At 50.7% G+C, this 17470-nt stretch carries 13 protein-coding genes and 1 riboswitch; of the genes, 9 read left to right on the forward strand and 4 right to left on the reverse strand.

Features of this window, described 5'->3' with window-relative positions:
* Positions 1–66: 66 nt before the first annotated feature.
* The gene (locus ACTNDI_RS05375; RefSeq protein ID WP_441099725.1) at positions 67–1860 is read left to right on the forward strand and encodes an LCP family protein; all 1794 of its coding nucleotides are present in this window, start codon (positions 67–69) and stop codon (positions 1858–1860) included.
* A 133-nt stretch (positions 1861–1993) separates the two neighbouring features.
* Positions 1994–4444 (forward strand): adenosine deaminase, encoded by a 2451-nt coding sequence (locus tag ACTNDI_RS05380; protein WP_441099726.1) that lies wholly within the window; start codon positions 1994–1996, stop codon positions 4442–4444.
* A gap of 182 nt (positions 4445–4626) precedes the next feature.
* Here ACTNDI_RS05380 and ACTNDI_RS05385 read toward each other — a convergent pair whose 3' ends face one another.
* A complete protein-coding gene (locus tag ACTNDI_RS05385; RefSeq protein WP_441099727.1) occupies positions 4627–5004 on the reverse strand; it encodes a helix-turn-helix domain-containing protein in 378 nt (125 codons plus the stop codon).
* 293 nt (positions 5005–5297) lie between these two features.
* A riboswitch (FMN riboswitch) is annotated at positions 5298–5415 on the forward strand.
* A 201-nt stretch (positions 5416–5616) separates the two neighbouring features.
* On the opposite strand from ACTNDI_RS05385, the gene ACTNDI_RS05390 reads away from it, so the two are divergent.
* The 4 genes from ACTNDI_RS05390 to ACTNDI_RS05405 all read left to right on the forward strand — a co-directional run bounded on the left by ACTNDI_RS05390 (position 5617) and on the right by ACTNDI_RS05405 (position 10571).
* On the forward strand, positions 5617–6243 hold the full coding sequence (locus ACTNDI_RS05390; protein WP_441099728.1) for an ECF transporter S component: 627 nt from the start codon (positions 5617–5619) through the stop codon (positions 6241–6243).
* A gap of 317 nt (positions 6244–6560) precedes the next feature.
* Positions 6561–7175 (forward strand): NUDIX hydrolase, encoded by a 615-nt coding sequence (locus ACTNDI_RS05395; protein ID WP_441099729.1) that lies wholly within the window; start codon positions 6561–6563, stop codon positions 7173–7175.
* 358 nt (positions 7176–7533) lie between these two features.
* A complete protein-coding gene (trkA, locus tag ACTNDI_RS05400; RefSeq protein WP_441099730.1) occupies positions 7534–8892 on the forward strand; it encodes a Trk system potassium transporter TrkA in 1359 nt (452 codons plus the stop codon).
* Between the two features lie 236 nt (positions 8893–9128).
* Entirely contained in the window at positions 9129–10571 is a 1443-nt protein-coding gene (locus ACTNDI_RS05405) for a TrkH family potassium uptake protein (protein ID WP_441099731.1), read from the forward strand.
* A 119-nt stretch (positions 10572–10690) separates the two neighbouring features.
* Here the strand turns inward: ACTNDI_RS05405 and hisC are convergent, their stop codons facing one another.
* Entirely contained in the window at positions 10691–11761 is a 1071-nt protein-coding gene (hisC, locus tag ACTNDI_RS05410; RefSeq protein WP_441099732.1) for a histidinol-phosphate transaminase, read from the reverse strand.
* Positions 11762–12169: 408 nt separating this feature from the next.
* A complete protein-coding gene (locus ACTNDI_RS05415; RefSeq protein WP_441099733.1) occupies positions 12170–12820 on the reverse strand; it encodes an L-rhamnose mutarotase in 651 nt (216 codons plus the stop codon).
* Between the two features lie 273 nt (positions 12821–13093).
* Between ACTNDI_RS05415 and ACTNDI_RS05420 the strand changes: the two genes are divergently transcribed.
* Both ACTNDI_RS05420 and dapF read left to right on the forward strand, forming a co-directional pair.
* Positions 13094–13978, forward strand: coding sequence for an NYN domain-containing protein (locus ACTNDI_RS05420; RefSeq protein ID WP_441099734.1), 885 nt, complete (start codon positions 13094–13096; stop codon positions 13976–13978).
* 129 nt (positions 13979–14107) lie between these two features.
* Complete coding sequence (gene dapF, locus ACTNDI_RS05425) at positions 14108–14947, forward strand: diaminopimelate epimerase (protein ID WP_441099735.1); 840 nt, start codon at positions 14108–14110, stop codon at positions 14945–14947.
* Between the two features lie 398 nt (positions 14948–15345).
* Here dapF and ACTNDI_RS05430 read toward each other — a convergent pair whose 3' ends face one another.
* On the reverse strand, positions 15346–16575 hold the full coding sequence (locus tag ACTNDI_RS05430; RefSeq protein WP_441099736.1) for an ATP-binding protein: 1230 nt from the start codon (positions 16573–16575) through the stop codon (positions 15346–15348).
* 600 nt (positions 16576–17175) lie between these two features.
* Here ACTNDI_RS05430 and ACTNDI_RS05435 point away from each other — a divergent pair.
* Positions 17176–17394, forward strand: coding sequence for a hypothetical protein (locus tag ACTNDI_RS05435; RefSeq protein ID WP_441099737.1), 219 nt, complete (start codon positions 17176–17178; stop codon positions 17392–17394).
* Positions 17395–17470 lie beyond the last annotated feature (76 nt).

Below are 17470 nucleotides of genomic sequence, written 5' to 3' on the forward strand. Positions count from 1 at the left end.
ACATTTTTGTGGTATTATTTAAAGGTTATATACACTTATCGATACAGTTTGTTAAAGGTGATGATTATGGCTTCTAAGCATTCAAATGAGAATTCCGGCGGATATTCACGCAGGCATTCGGGAGAAAACCATGATTCCGGGCGTCCGGAGCGTAATTATGATTCCGGTCGTGAGACGAGATACAGGCCCGGATATCCGGATGAGTACGACGAATATGGAGAGGAAGATCCGGACGATGATGCGGAGTCTTATCTGGATCTTGACCTGGACCGGTACGCGAGATCTTACTCCGGCAGCCGTACAGGGAAGAAGGACAGAAAAAAGACCTCGGGACGCGCGGATCATAACTCCCGCCAGAACAAGGTCAGGAAAAGTTCCGGCCGGCGAGAAGACCCGGAAAGTGACCTGCGGGAGAATACAGCCCGGAGGAGAACACAGGGAGCCGGAAAGCGCAGAAAAAAGAAGCGTGTGGTTACGGTTCTCACCTTTGTGATGGCGCTCGTCATCGCCGGAGGACTGATGACGGCGGTGTATCTGCAGGGACTGCTGGGCAAGATCAACCATGTATCCGCTTCGATGAATTCCGCAGGTGCTGTGGAGACCTTCGATGCTGACGGCGACAAGGCGAACGACACCCTGACGGCAAGTGACATCGACTGGGGCGATACCAGCGATATTGACGTCATGAAGGATAATGACGTCAAAAATCTTCTGTTGATCGGTCAGGACGCGAGATCCGGAGAGAGCGGGCAGCGTTCCGATTCCATGATTCTTTGCAGCATCAATACAAAGGAGAAGAAAATCAAGCTGGTTACCCTGATGAGGGATATGTATGTACAGATTCCCGGATATCAGGCGAACAAGCTGAATGCGGCTTATGCGCTGGGAGGAATGGAGCTCCTGGACAAGACCATAGAACAGAACTTCGGCGTGGATATTGATGGAAACGTAGAGGTCGATTTTGACGGCTTCCTCGAGGCACTGACAGAGGTCGGTGATCTGGATATCGAGCTGACCTACGACGAAGCTACATATATGAATGCGAATGAAGGACTTGGATCCGCGGATGACAATGCGGAGGTAAACGAGGCGTGGGGACTGAAGGAAGGCGTCAACACGCTGAAGCCAAAGCAGGTTCTCTGCTATGCCAGAATGCGTTATGTCGGAAATTCCGACTGGGACAGAACCGAGAGACAGAAAAAGGTGATCATGGCAGCCTATAAGAAGGTGCAGAATCTCAGTGCCACAAAGCTCCTGTCTCTCGCGTCCAAGATTTTTCCATGCATTACAACGGATCTGAAGAACAGCGAGCTGCTGAGCTACGTGAAGACTCTGTCAGTGAATCATATCACCACAATCGAGACATACCGTATTCCGGTGGACGGGACTTTCACCGAGGGACAGATCGAAGGCATGTCAGTGCTTGTTCCCAATCTGTATCTGAACAGCGCTTATCTCCAGAACTATCTCTATGGAAAGGCATTGCCGGACGATCTGGATGAGAAGCTGGAGGAGGTCGCCTCCTCGTCCGCTTATTCTGACACGGACGTCTACAGCGACAGTACATCCTACAGCACCGACGGTGGTTATGCTTCGGAGAGCGATGGAAGCAATGGTTATACCGATTCGGGGTATGGCGGGGATTACAGCGGCAGCGGTACCTATAATAACGGAACCGATGGCACTTACGGATCTGCAACATACGGAGATGCCACATACGGCGATAATGCATACAATACGAATAATTCCGGAACTTCCGGGCAGGACGAAAGCGGAACCGGCTACGGGACAAACTACAGCGCGGATGACGGTTCCGGATATTCCGATGCATCTTATTACGGAAACGGCGCGGCCGGCTGACGGATCCGCATCATAGACGCTGGTGCTCAAAATATTTCGTTGTGACGCAGCGGTTTTCTATCATGTCATTGCGTAAATCGGGGTCATTAAATTACATTAATACCAGGTCATTAAATTAATAAAGGAAGAAACTATGACATATTTCACCTGCTTTTTTCTGGACAATGAGAAGGATATCATTGTAAATCTTTATCGCGACCTGGGAAGACTCTGCTATGAACTGGAGACGCCAAATCATCATTCCGGAAACCTTATACGGAATCTGGCAAAGCTCTGTGCGCTTCCGCTCTGTGAGAATGAACGGGGACTTCTGGTCATTCGGGGCGAGGTTCCGTGCTACATCGATGCCGCGAATGAGGAGGTCTATATTTTCCGCCTCGGGAACACCAAGGTTGCGAATATCTATCCGGACGGAAGGGTTGAGATGAAGGCATCCATTCCTTCCATCGCCAAGACGCTGATGAGTCAGACCCGGGACTATCGCTTCGACATCTCAAAAACGATCTTCAAGACCTACATCCGCAGGGAATATAAATTCCGTGCGGATCTTCACACGCATATGAACGGAAATCTGTCGCCGGACATTCTGATTGCCCTTGGTATCTACCACCAGATCCAGTATCCGCTTTACTACATCCGGAAGCTGAATCTCGAGCTGACACAGGAGCAGGAAGAGAGACTGGCGGCACAGCGGGCGAAGGTCGCAAGGCAGTTTTCCAGCTCGGATCTGAAGGGCAAATACCTTGACCGGAAGATCAACGACAATACAGTGATCAATTTTGCGGACCTGATTCTGAACAATCTGGATCACGCGGAGCAGAATATTGTGAAGATCCGGACGTCCCTCGCGATTCTGAAGGACGGACAGGCGGTTTTCACCAATCTGGAAAAAGTATATCTGTACCGTTATATTTTTACCAAGGGGAAGGAGAGCGAGGAGAAGATGGAGCTCTCCGGCGTTCATCAGATCCCGGACAAGGACGTGCTGGCTGCGCTGATTCAGATGAGGAAGGACGGAGAAAATCCGGACTATCACCGGAATACGGTCTTTCAGGATGATCTCCTGTGGATTGCCAGAAGCTATCGCAGGCAGGGAATCTGCTATGCAGAGATCAGCGACACCACACTGGTAAAAAAATACGAGTCCCTGGAGATGCTGCAGGAAGTGCATGAGATCATGCCGAAGATTTACCGGGAGACCGGGGTCATGATCCGGTTCCTCGCCGCGATACGGAGAATCCCGCTGACCATCGTCAAGGACCAGGTGACGCCGGAGGATTACCTCATCCGGAATCTGAATGTGCTTCAGGCGGTTGCGCTTGATCCCTACGTGGCGGGCTGTGATTTTGTCGGAGAGGAGATCAATGACATTATCACGCTGAAACCGATGTTCCGGGAAATTGTCAAGATCACGAAGAAGGTTCCGGATTTTGTGATCCGGATCCATGCGGGCGAAAACGACAGCCAGAAGGATAATATCGCGCACAGCATCGAATGCGTGAAGGATTCTCTGGAGCCCGGGCAGAAGATGCCAAGAGTCCGGCTGGGTCACGGTCTTTATACCTATAGCCTAAAGACGAAAAAGGGCAGGGAGGTCATGAAGGCTCTGATCGAGAACAACATCGTCCTCGAATTCCAGCTTACGTCGAATGTGCGGCTGAACAACCTGAATGCTCTGGAGAACCATCCGCTCCGTCAGTATCTGGCAGCCGGCATCCGCTGCGTACAGGGTACGGACGGCGCCGCGCTCTATGGAACGAACTCGATTGATGAGCAGCTCTCCCTTGAAAAACTGCTGGAGCTGACGCCGGACGAGATGATGAGCATGAAGCAGACCGAGACCGAGATCATCCGGGAGGGACAGGAATCCTATTCCAGGAAAAAAATCGAGCTTCATCAGATTCTGGCGGGCAGAGATCTGGAGGATGTGCTTCTGGAAAAAATGGAAGAGGCCGAGGCAGGGAGCGGAGGACTCAGGCTTCGCCGGAATCACAGGGTGGACGCGAATACGGAGCTGAAAGACAGCATCCGTGAGCTTCCCTGGGACAGACTTCCGATCATTCTGATGGGCGGAAGCTTCAATTCCGAAAAGCGCGCGACCAGGATCACAGAAGAGGGATGCAGACAGCTGGACGCGCTGCTTGAGAGCCTGAATCCGGAGGAGGTATTTTTTGTCATCGGCAACCGTCTCCGGGGATATGAGAAATATCTTCTGGAACACAACGAGAAGGGATTTCTGATTTATTCGTTCGTTCCGTCGCTGGTTACCCGCGGGGAGTGCCGGCAGCTCGAGGAGGCGGGAGTCCGCATTCGTGTGTCGACGGAGAGCGAGAGCATGGGCATTTATAAGAGCTTCAATTATGAAATCTTCGAGAGACGGCCGTCGCTTCTGATCGGCTTTGACGGGAATTCCGCCGGTGAGAACATGATTCAGGAGGCGAAGAACGGAAAGGGTAAGGCCGGAATCTTTATCTGGGAGAAGTCCAGAACCCTGCGGGAGAAGGCATCCTCCCTGGAGGGCTATGTCCGGTTTTTCAACAGCCAAAAACCGCTCGCGGATCAGGTGAGCGGTTATCTGAATTAGCAGATGAAAGTCGACAAATGCTGAGAAACCGGTATTTGTCGGCTTCCTTTTATTTACGCGAACAGTGAGCCGCAGCCGAATGCGGAGTATTCGTGTGCGGCGAGCGTCGCGATAGCGAGATAAAACTCGCGCAGCGTGTTTTATCTCGTTAAAACTGAGTGGGATTTACTCCTTTGTAAGATTTACTTCTTCTTCCAGATTGCAATCGTCGCGAGAAGCTTTTCCTTCTCATCTTCTGACATAGAATGAATCTCTGCATTCAATTTGTTGTCGAGGGAGGTTCCCCGGTACTCTGGAATGGTCCGCCCGAGAATCTCGTCAACCGTGATATCGCAGATGTTCGCGAAGTAGCACAGCACCTTAATCGACATAGCGGTTCGGCTGTTCTCTACATTGCTGATGTAGCCGGGGGTTACATGAAGTTCTGTAGCGACCTCGTTCTGTGTCAGTCCCTTTTCAATTCGCAGTTTTTTGATAGCTTCACCCAGACCCTTAAAATTAAAATCGCAATTATTTACCTGGCTGTCTGTCTGCTGTCCGTCTGTTTTAAAATTTTCCATCTGAGGAATGCTCCTTATCTGTCTATGTGAAATAGATGTCTATTTGAACAACTTATATTCTATATTAACTATAGTTAGTATACAAATGAACTTTCTGTGATAATTTTGTGTCCTCTGCCGATTGGCTGCGCGTGCACTGTATTTTACTTTTGTTCGGAAAAAGGTAATTCTGACAGTCATTCGGGCGTTGATTAAAGGGGTCGATAAAATAGCCAATAAAATTAGTTGAAAAAGTAATTTGGCTATTGCTTTTTATGTCAGCGTGCGTTAACATGGCTGTGTAAATAGAAACAGGAGATCTTCAGGGCGGGGTGAGAATCCCCACTGGCGGTAAAGTCCGCGACCTGCCATTGCAGTCGAACCGGTGAAACTCCGGTACCAACAGTATAGTCTGGATGAAAGAAGATGCTACCATTCCTTACTTCGGAAGCAGCAGGATCAGAGCTGCATGAGAAGTAATCGATAATGATGCTGATTCGCCCGTATCTCTAAGGATACGGGCTTTTTTGTGTGCAGAGGGCGGCTGTTCCGTTCCGGTGCACGCAGGGAAGATCTCTCTAGTCGGCGGATCCGCAGAATGCGGAACGCACAAACAGAAAAGAGGAGATAGCTATGGCAGACACAACAAACACAGCAGTAACAAGTGAAACCAGGAGACAGAACGTAACCGTGCACTACATTGCGGTGACCGGAATTCTTTCCGCAATCGCGTTTATTCTTCAGCTGATTGAGATACCGGCACCGCTTATGCCGTCCTTTGTCAAGCTGGATTTCTCTGATCTCCCGGCTCTGCTCGGAGCCTTTGCGATGGGGCCGGTATGCGGTATTCTGATCGAGCTCATCAAGAACCTGATCCACTGTCTGTTCTCCGGATCGTTTGCGGTCGGTGAGCTCTGCAACTTCGTTCTCGGAGCAGTATTCACCGGAGTTGCGGGAGTTATCTACAAGCGCAGCAAGACCAAGAAGGGAGCTATCCTTGCATCGTTCATCGGCGCAATCGCTATGGCGGTGGTTTCCGTTCCCTTCAACTTCGCGGTTGTCTACCCGGTATATTACAATTTCATGCCGGAAGAGACCATCCTGGCTGCGTACCAGGCGATTTTCTCGGGTGTGAAGAGTATTTTCCAGAGCCTTGTGGTATTCAACATGCCGTTCACCTTTATCAAGGGAATGATCGATGTGGTGATCACCTTCCTGATCTACAAGCGGCTGTCTCCGCTTCTTAAAGGAAGAAACTGATTGGATTTTCGATTATTGACCACGTGACAGACGGGGCCGCTGCACATGCCGTATGGCAGGTGCGGCGGCCCCGTCTGCTGTGTGTGCAGGTGCGGCGGCCCCGTCTGCTGTGTGTGCAGGTGCGGCGGCCCCGTCTGCTGTATGAGCAGGTGTGGCGGTCCCGTCTGCTGTATGTACAGATGCGGTGACTATGTCTGCTGTGTGTGCAGGTGCTGTTGCCTCGTCTGCGCGGGTCGGGTGGATGCGGCGGCTTCAACTGATGTATTGGAAAACAGAGGGGGAAAGGGTATAATTACAGCATCAGGGAGGGTGCAGATATGGCGACAATAGATGAGATTACGCAGCTGACAGACAACCGGTTTGTGAACATGTTTGAGGTGGACGGACACAACAAAAAGGGACATGAGAGCCACTACATGGTTGCATCGCGGGCGAAAAACGAGGATGAGCTGAAGATCCGTACGAGAAAAAACAACGCGGACGGCGTAATCATATACAGTCTGTACGGTGAGAAGAGGGACCGGGTGGTTCTGATCCGTCAGTACCGGTATCCGGTGGATGATTATGTATATGAGCTGCCGGCGGGCCTGGTAGAGAAAGGGGAGAGCTTTCGCGCGGCTGCTGTGCGTGAGCTTCACGAGGAGACGGGGCTTACGCTCACTCCGGTAGATGCGGATAGAATGTACGAGGAGCCCAGATACACAACGGTAGGCATGACAGATGAAGCCTGCGCGACGGTCTACGGCTATGCAGACGGCGAGATCAGCGGACGTTTTATGGAAGAGAGCGAGGAGATCGAGGTTGTTCTTGCCGACCGGGAGGAATGCCGGCGGATTCTGAAGGAGGAGCGTGTGGCACTGAACTGTGCTTATCATCTGATGTATTTCATTCATAATGATTCCGGTGACGCGTTTGACTTCCTGAAGGGATGATGGAGCCGGAGAGAGCTGAGAGCCGGACTGTGGAATGGCTATGGGGTGGGCTGGAGACAGCTGAGAGCCGGACTGTGGAATGGCTATGCGTCGGGCTGGAGAGAGCTGAGAGCCGGACTGTGAAATGGCCATGCGGCGGGTCGGAGGCAGATGGAAAAGGAACTGCAATACGGCTGTTGTAAGAACGTGAGCAGCGTGTTATAATCACTAATTGTGTTTTTTCTGTGAAATATGACAGGAAACGTGTGATCGCGGAATCCGGATCCCCGGCAGCGTGGCGGAGACGGTAAGGCTGCGGGCATGCGGACGTTTCCTGGAGAAGGGCTGAAATAAGCCGTTGATGAGAGAGGAAGTTGGCATGCAGATAATCGTTGTCGGCTGCGGTAAGGTTGGAAGGACGCTGGTAGCGCAGCTGTCCAAGGAAGGGCACAACATAACAGTTGTAGATACAAATGCGCAGGTTGTGCGGGATGTCTCAACCATCTATGATGTCATGGGAATTACCGGTAACGGAACGAGCTACAATGTTCTATGCGAGGCGGATCTGGAGCACACGGACATGGTGATCGCTGTTACGGAAAGTGACGAGGTCAATCTTCTGGTCTGTGTGATCGCGAAGCAGAAGGCTGATTGCTATACGATTGCGAGGGTGCGGAATCCGGTTTACTCCGAGGAAAGCAGCTTCCTGAGGAGTGAACTGCATCTGTCCATGACGATCAATCCCGAGCTGGAGGCGGCAAGGGAAATGGCGCATCTGATGCAGTATCCGAGTGCGGTTGAGATCGACAGCTTTGCAGGAGACCGGATCAGCCTGATGCGGTTCAAGGTGCCGGCGGGGTCGTCCATTATCGGATCTCCGCTGAAGGAAGTGTCACAGAGATTTGATTACAGCATGCTGATCTGCATTGCCCAGAGAGGCAACGAAATCGTGATACCGAACGGTGATTTTACACCGGCAGCCGGAGATGTTCTGACGGTAATCCTGGAACCGCTGGAGGCGAACGCCTTTTTCCGGAAAATCAGTGTGCCTACGAACCGGGTTAAGAACTGCACCATCATCGGAGGAGGCGAGATTTCCTATTATCTGACGAAGATTCTTCTGAAAAACGGAATTGACGTCAAGATCATTGAGAAAAACCCAAAGAGGTGCTCGGAGCTCAATGATATCTTCCCGCAGGCAAATATTGACTGTGCAGATGGAAGCGATCAGGAAATTCTCATGGAGGAAAATCTGGAGAACACAGATGCCTTTGTGGCCTGCACCGGAATTGATGAGGTCAATGCGATTCTCTCGCTCTTTGCACAGGAGAAAGTCAGAAAAAAGGTGATCACGAAGGTAAACCATGTGGATTTCAATGAGGTCATTGATTCCCTTCAGCTGGACAGTGTGGTGAACCCGAAGCTTCTCACAACACAGCGGATTATCCAGTATGTCCGTGCGGCGAATAACAGTCTGGACAGCAACATGGAGACGCTGTACCGTCTGATGAACGGAAGGGTGGAGGCCATGGGATTCCGGATTCAGCAGAACTCGAAGCTGATCGGGATTCCGCTCATCGACATGCCGATGAAGACAAATGTTCTGATCGCGGGCATCCTGCGGAAGGGACGGCTGATCATTCCGGGCGGACAAGACATGTTCCAGGCGGACGATCATGTGATTATCGTAACGACGCACAGTGGTTTTGATGGAATTTCAGACATTATCGCGAAATAAGCGGGTTCAAAGAACTGTGGCCGGCTGTGGACCAATTCGCTGCAGGTGGATGACATTTGTAATGAGATAAATACGGTGCGGATGGATGACATTTGTAATGAGATAAATACGCTGCGGATGGATGACATTTGTAATGAGATAAATACACTTTGAATGGGTGTATTTGTTACGAGAAGAATGCGTTGCGGGTGTCTGAAGAATGTATAATCCTGTGAATAAATGAGGCGGATATAGAAATGAATTATCCTGTAATTGGATGGGTGCTTTCGTGGGTATTGAAGATTGAGGGCTTTCTGCTCCTCGCACCCTTTGTTATCTCTGTGATTTACCAGGAACAGCAGGGAATAATCTACCTGATGCTGGCCGGAATCGCCATTGCTGTGGGTGAGATTTTCTCGAGACGGAAGCCGAAGAACATGCAGATCTATACCAGGGAAGGGTATGTATCGGTCGGACTTTCCTGGCTTCTGATCAGTGCGTACGGCGGCATTCCCTTTGTGTTGACCGGTGAGATACCGAGGTATGTCGATGCGGTATTTGAGACGGTCTCCGGTTTTACGACTACAGGCTCCTCTATTCTGACAGATGTTGAGGCACTCTGCCATGCATCGCTGTTCTGGCGCAGCTTTACGCACTGGATCGGCGGTATGGGAGTCCTTGTATTTCTGCTGATGCTTATTCCAAGCCGCGGAGGTTCGCACATGAACCTCATGAAGGCGGAGAGTCCCGGTTATGAGGTCTCGAAATTTGTTCCGCAGGTGCGAAATAACGCGAGGACGCTGTACCGGATCTATCTTTTCATGACGCTTGGCACAATTGGCGCCCTGCTGATCGCCCGGATGCACTGGTTCGATGCAGTGTGTCTGTCATTCGGAGCAGCCGGTACCGGAGGATTCGCGATTTTGAATTCGAGCTGCGCGGATTACACCTCGCTGCAGCAGTGGATTCTGACGATTGCGATGTTGGCGTTCGGCGTGAACTTCACCTTTTATTATCTGATGCTGATTCGCCACCCGAAGGATGCGGTGAATATGGAAGAGGTGAGGGGATATTTTGCGATTATTCTTGCGTCAGGAGCAGCGATCACGATCAACATCGCGCATCTTTATTCTTCTGTGTGGATTGCGCTGAAGCATGCGTTTTTCCAGGTCGCGACGATTATCACGACCACAGGATTCGCGACGGCGGATTTTGACAAATGGCCGTCGTTCTCGAAGACGATTCTGTTTTTGCTTATGATCTGTGGAGCCTGCGCCGGAAGTACCGGAGGAGGAATCAAGGTCAGCCGTCTCATTGTCGCGGTGAAATCCATGTTCCTTGAGCTGTATCAGCTGGTTCACCCGAGAAGTGTAAAAAAGGTGCGTATGGACGGCGCGCCGGTGGGAAGCAGGACACTGCGATCTCTGTACATCTTTCTTACAACCTATTTTCTGATCTTCGGGCTGTCGATCCTGCTGATCTCGGTTGACGGTTTCGATTTTGAGACGAACATGTCAGCTGTTGCTGCGACGCTGAATAATATCGGTCCGGGATTCTCCGTGGTCGGACCGACCGGGAACTTTTCGCGATACAGCTGCTTCTCGAAGATTATTCTGATCTTTGATATGCTGGCGGGACGTCTGGAGCTTCTTCCGGTTCTGATCATGTTCTATCCGAAGACGTGGAAAAAATGCTCCTGACGGAAGCGTGTCCGTCAGGAGCAGCAGGCCGGTTAAGAGCAGCAGGCAGATGCAGATCTGCCGCTATGTGCCGGTTAAGAGCAGCAGGCAGATCTGTCACTGTGTGCCGGTTAAGTGTGTCAGACCGATTTCGCAGTGATATACCGGTCAAGAAAATCAAACAGCTTCTGCATCTGTTCCCGGGTCCCGATGGTGATGCGGAGGTAGTTGTCAATTCTGGGCTTGTTGAAGTATCTTACATAGATATGCTTTTCGCGAAGCGCTTCGAACAATTCCTTTGCGGGGATTGTTTCATGTCTTGCAAAAATAAAGTTCGAGGAGGAATCTGCAAAGTGGAAACCGCGCTTTTTCAGTTCCTCTTTGGACCATTCTCTTGTTTCCACTATTTTCTGTACAATCTGCTGATGATATGCCTCGTCTTCCATAGCTGCGACGCCTAGAGCGATAGAGGTGCGGTTCATCGTATAGGAGTTGAAGGAGTATTTTACATCCTGCAGGTAGCTGATGAGTTTCTCATTTCCGATCGCGTAGCCGATGCGCATGCCGGCGAGTGCGCGGGACTTGGAGAAGGTCTGCACAACGAGCAGATTTTCATAACGGCCGAGAAGGGAAAGAGCAGATTCAGCTCCGAAATCGACGTAGGCTTCATCGACGATTACGACTACGTCGGGATTCGACCTGAGAATCTCCTCAATTACATCAAGGGAGAGAGCAAGTCCGGTCGGGGCATTCGGATTCGGGAAGACAATTCCGCCGTTTTCCTGCGCGTAATCCGCCGGATTGATCGCAAAGTTTTCATCCAGCGGGATCTGCCTGTAGGGGATGCGGAAGCAGTCTGCCCAGACATCGTAGAAGGAATAGGTGATGTCCGGGAACAGGATCGGCTTGTCGGAATTAAAAAATGTCTGAAAGGCCATCGCGAGCACATCATCAGAACCGACGCCGACGAAAACCTGAGAAGGCTTTACCTGATACTGTTCTGCGATAGCGTTTACAAGGTCTGTCGCCGCCGGGTCGGGATACAGACGCATGTCGTCGGTGGGGATTTTCTGCAAAGCCTCGGCGACCTTCGGCGACGGCGGGTACGGATTCTCGTTTGTGTTCAGTTTCACCATATCCGGCTGGTTCTTCGGCTGCTCGCCGGCTACATAGGGGACTACTCTGCGTACATTATTCTCCCACTTTGACATGACATCATCCTCTTTTCCATTGTATTTATCGTATTCATTTTGCATAATTCCGGAATGCATATGTGATACAGCAGGCAAACGACCATGAATTATGGTGTCACCTGCTGTTTATTAATTCTTATTGATTATGACATTTCAAGAGGGAAAGATCAATACATAGTTTAATGCATTAGCATGATAAATTCCACCTTGGGTAATTTTTTTCGAAAGAACGATGCTTTGCGACTCAATCCCGGAAGCTGTAAGCAGGATCAGTATGCCTGACAGTACCTTTCAAGAAGCAGCCGTAAGGCAGCAGAAGAGCAGGCGGGCGGCTCTCCGGTCTTCAACCGTTTTTCAAGAAGCAGGCGAAAAGCAGCGGAAGAGTAAGCGGGCGTGATGGCGGGAAAGTGAAAGTCCGGAAAAAGGTTAGTTGTGACAGCCGATCCGGACGATGTGCCGGTGATGTTCTCCCGTGATCCAGTCCACATCGTCGGTGTACCAGCTCATGATTTCGAGCATCTTTGTCTCCCATTGAATTGTGGCCTGACGTCCTTCTTCCGTTTCTGCGGTTTCCATGGTGGTGTCGATTTCATCATAGCCAAAGATGTAGTCCTCCGCATTCCAGATGGAGAAGTTGCTGTCCGGACCGGGATCCACCTTGCCCTGGCGGGCGGCAATCAGACCGTCGTGGCGTCTCTTGTACTCCTCCTGAAAATCGCCCTTGAGCCTTGTCACAAATACCCGGTGGCGGATCAGCTCCTTATTCGGGCGGACGATTCCGAAGTCATGGTACATCAGGCGCATCTCCCGGTCAGGTCCGGAGATCCACCGGTAGGAATCTCCCACTTCGGCTTCCAGGGAGCGGAATTCCGCTTTCTGATGTTCGGAAGGAGTCGGAGAAAGGGAATCTGTCTCGTAGTAGCCAAAGACGAGATCCTCGATGTTCCAGAGACTGAAATTGCTGATTTCAAGGTCATCCATTAGTCGGGTGAGACGGTTCCAGACTCTTCCGAGTCCGGAACGTAAGTCGTTAAATTTTTCCGGTCTGATTTGTAAGGCGATAGCGTGTCTGTTCATTCAGAATACCTCCTTGTAAGGCTTTCCCTTTTGCTTTTTCCTATGTTTTTCTTGTGATTTTTCTGTTATCCGTATTCGCAAACCCGGACGGGAGAAGTGATCAGCAGAACCGGACAAGAACAATCGAAACCTGTGACTTTTCGGATCGAAACCTGTGACTTTTCGGATCGTTTGCGGAATCGGGCACAGAATGTTATACTGATTCTGTCTTTTTATTTTATGCGATTTCTATGAAAATTTAAGAGTGATTTTTTTATATTAAAAGGAAAAAATATGGATAATGAGTTGAAGTTCGCTGTTCTGATTGACGCGGACAATGTGTCGGAGAAGTACATCAAGATTATTCTGGAGGAGACTTCTAATAACGGAATTGCGACCTATAAGAGAATCTACGGTGACTGGACAAGTCAGCGGATGAATTCCTGGAAGCAGGTCCTGCTGAATAATTCTATCATCCCGATCCAGCAGTACAGCTACACGACAGGAAAGAATTCGACGGATTCGGCGATGATCATCGATGCCATGGATATCCTGTACTCCAATACCGTCGATGGATTTGTGATTGTCTCTTCGGACAGCGATTTTACCCGGCTGGTGGCGAGACTGCGGGAGGCCGGGAAGCAGGTGATCGGGATGGGCGAGACTAAGACACCGATGCCGTTCATCACCGCCTGCAACCAGTTCAAGTATTTGGATATGCTCTACGAGCAGAAGCAGCAGGAGGCGGCGGACGCCGAGGCAGAAGCGGAGTCTGAGGCGGAGGCAGAGGCTGCCGCAGCTGCGGAGAAATCTCTGGCGGCGCGAAAGTCGGCAAAGGCGGCTGCAAAGAAGAAAACGGTCAGAAAGACGAAGACAAAGGAAGAGCGTGAGCTGGAGAAGAAGCGGCAGAAGGACCTCAGCCGTGTCCGCAATGCGCTCAATACGATCATCGAGAAATTCTCGGACGAGGACAACTGGATTTTTTCCGGAAAACTTGGCGATCAGCTGTCCAGACGGATGCCGGAATTTGATGTGCGGAACTTCGGATACAACAAATTCACGGCTTTTATCAAGTCGCTGGGCTCCTATGAATGGGAGGAGCGGAAGGACGTGAACGGACAGAAGCAGATTTACTTCCGGATCCGGGAGAATCAGAACGGGAAGGAAAATGAAAAGTAAGCGGACGCGGAGGGAGCCCGGAGAATAAGGGTGAGCGGACGCGGTAAGGAGCCCGGAAAATAAAGAGTGAGCGGACGCGGAAGGGGCCAGGAGAATAGAGGGTGAACAGACGCGGAAGGAGATGAAGGCATGAAATTTACAAAAATGCATGGCTGCGGCAATGATTATGTATATGTGAACTGTTTTGAGGAACAGGTGGACAATCCGTCGGAGGTTGCCATCCGGGTGAGTGACCGCCATTTCGGCATCGGATCAGATGGTCTGATCCTGATCAAACCCTCAGAGAAGGCGGACTGTGAAATGGATATCTACAATGCGGACGGCTCCCGGGCAAAGATGTGCGGAAACGGAATCCGCTGTGTGGCGAAATATGTATACGACAATGGAATCGTACCGAAGACGAGAATGAAGATTGATACCCAGAGCGGCATCAAGATTCTGGATCTGACAGTGGAGAATGGAAAGACGAAGACCGTGCGCGTCAATATGGGACCGGCGGAACTGACAGCGGCGAAGGTTCCTGTACTTTCGGACAAGGAGAGGGCCATTGATGAACCGATTGTGATTGACGGAAAGGAGTACCGTTTTACGGCGGTATCGATGGGAAATCCGCACGCGGTGGTGTTCATGGATGATGTGGATCATCTGAAAATCGAGGAGATCGGTCCGAAGTTTGAGAAAAACGCAATCTTCCCCGAGCAGGTGAACACTGAATTTATCCGGGTTCTCAGCGATGACACGATACAGATGCGCGTGTGGGAGAGAGGCTCCGGTGAGACGCTGGCCTGCGGTACCGGGTCGTGCGCAGCGGCGGTCGCGTCGATCCTGAACAAAAAGGTAAGGGATGATGTCCCGGTTACCGTGAAGCTCCGGGGCGGAGATCTGACCATCGAATGGGATCAGAAGGAGAACCGCGTCTACATGACCGGTCCTGCTGAGACGGTTTTTACCGGGCAAATAGATCTGTGAGAAAAACAGCAGCCATATGGAAAGTAAATTTCCATGGGGCTGCTGTTTTTTTACGCGAACAGTGAGCCGCAGCCGAATGCGAAGTATTCGTGTGCGGCGAGCGTCGCGATAGCGAGATAAAACTCGCGCAGCGTGTTTTATCTCGTTGGGGTGGGCACATATTCGATCAAGTGCCGGGCGCGGAGACAGATGGCCGACCGGGCGTATGTGCGCTTATCTGCCGGGCGCGGGAGAATTCCGCATCGCATAGGGCGCGGAGACAGATAGCTGACCGTGCGTATATGTGCTTATCTGCCGGGCGCAGAACATTTCTGCGTGGAGACAGATAGCCGACCGTGCGTATGTGCGCTTATCTGCCAGGCGCGGAACATTTCTGCGTGGAGACAGATAGATGAATGTCAGAACGGAGAGTTCTTCTGCTTTCCGCGAGGGGCGGCTTCTGCAGCGGAAGATGACTCTGCGCCGGGCATCTCAGGAAGCTCCGTCATATCGTAGGTATCCAGGAAACTGTGACGTTTTCCCTCGTGATCCTTGTAGCCCAGCACCGCGTTCATGCAGATGTTTTCCATGCTGCGGAAGATATTGCCCTCTACGGAAGGGGTCGTTTTCTTGAGCTGGGCAATCAGCCGCTTGGCTTCGAGCCGCTTTGATCCGGTACCGCCGTGTCCGTCAACAGAGCAGGTGTCGGTGAAATGGCAGGCGCACCGGATGAACTGGAGACCGTTCGCGTCTCTCCATGCCTTGATGTCATCTTCACGGATCAGATAAAGAGGACGAATCAGCTCCATTCCCTCGAAATTTGTGCTGTGCAGCTTCGGCATCATGGTCTGTGTCTGACCGCTGTAGAGAATACTCATCAGGGTTGTTTCGATTACATCGTCGTAATGATGCCCGAGCGCGATCTTATTGCAGCCGAGATCCTTTGCCTGTCGGTACAGATAGCCCCGGCGCATTCTGGCGCAGATGTAACAGGGCGATTTCGGGATATTATCAACCGCGTCAAAGATCCGGGTCTGGAACATGGTGAGGGGAATCCCGAGAAGACCGGCGTTTCCCTGAATCATGCCGAGTGTTGTCTCGCTGTAGCCCGGGTCCATGCACAGATATACCACTTCAAAGGGAATCTTGTTCCGCCTCTTCAGCTCCTTGAAAAGCATCGCCATGAGCATGGAGTCCTTGCCGCCTGAGATGCAGACCGCGATCTTGTCGTTCGGACGGATGAGATCATAGTCGATGATCGCTTTCACGAAGCGGCCCATGATGTCATGCTTGAAGCGCTTACGGAGACTTTTCTCAATCTCGGAGCGGCGCTGTTCATTCCCGGATTCCGACTTCATGACGCGCACAAGCCAGTTTCCGTAGCCACCATCCAGATGGTAGGCGTCATAGCCTTCGGCCAGAAGCTTCTCGGCGGGATCCCTGCTCAGTACGCCGAACATACAGTAGAGGACCAGTTTTTTGTTCTTCGGCAGCTGAAAGCTGCCGTTCAGGAGGTCCTGTCTGGATATGCGCACAGAGCCCGGAATATTGCCGAGCTGGTATGCACTTTCGTCACGCACGTCAATGATTATATAATCTTCCGCAGCCCAGGTCTCAAGTTCTGCGGGAGTAACTGTCTGTATACTCATTTTCTGCCTTTCTTTATTACATATTTCCGTGATCTTGTATTATATCCTTCCAGTAAAAAAATAGCAACCGATGCGTCTGTCCGAGTGAAAAATTGATTATTTGATTGTTGTATTTTGAATCAATCACGGCCTTTTTCATATTTGAAATTAGAATTTGCGACGGCTTTTTTGCACAATCAAATTTGAAATTTAGAGTTGGCGATGTCTTTCTGTACAATCAAATTTGAAATTTAGAATTGGCGGTGTCTTTCTGCACAAGGATTCGGTGATATTTTTGTATGATTTGGTGATTCAGAGATACTTTTCAACAGGACGCAGCATGCTATACTTAAAGTAATTCCCGAAGTACACGGGAAGCATTCTTTTTTCTTATTCTTTTTGACATCAGCTGTTCTGGCGGATGTGATCCCACGAAATGGAACTGGCAGTACGTGATTTCTAACGTGAAGTGGAACTCGTAATACCTGACTATATAAATATGAAATATTATCGGCACAGAACCGTATATAAACAGCAGTAAATCAGATTTTGGACAAACGCTGCGCATGCGTGTATCTGTACAGGCAGACCGGCGCAGGAATGCAAAGAGAGGGGGATGTTATGAAAGAGTTGTTGTTGCTATTTGAGCAGACTGAAAATTGTATGAAAAAGCTGAGGGAAGAAATCCGATCTCTGGAAGCAATGTACCCATCTGACGAAGAAGATGTGGCTTCCTGTTCTCTTCGCATGGAGGAGGAACTTGCTGAACTTCGCCGCAACACGGTGCGCATGAAGGTACTGCTGTACGGAATGCTGCAGCATATGTCTCAGGCAGTTTGATACGTGGTGAGCAAGAAATCCCTTATCTCTAGATGTGGGGGATGAATGGTGATAAACACGGCTTTCTTTTGAACTT

The sequence above is a fragment of the Bilifractor sp. HCP3S3_D3 genome, from assembly GCF_052063915.1.
In the GTDB taxonomy this organism is placed as follows: domain Bacteria; phylum Bacillota; class Clostridia; order Lachnospirales; family Lachnospiraceae; genus Bilifractor.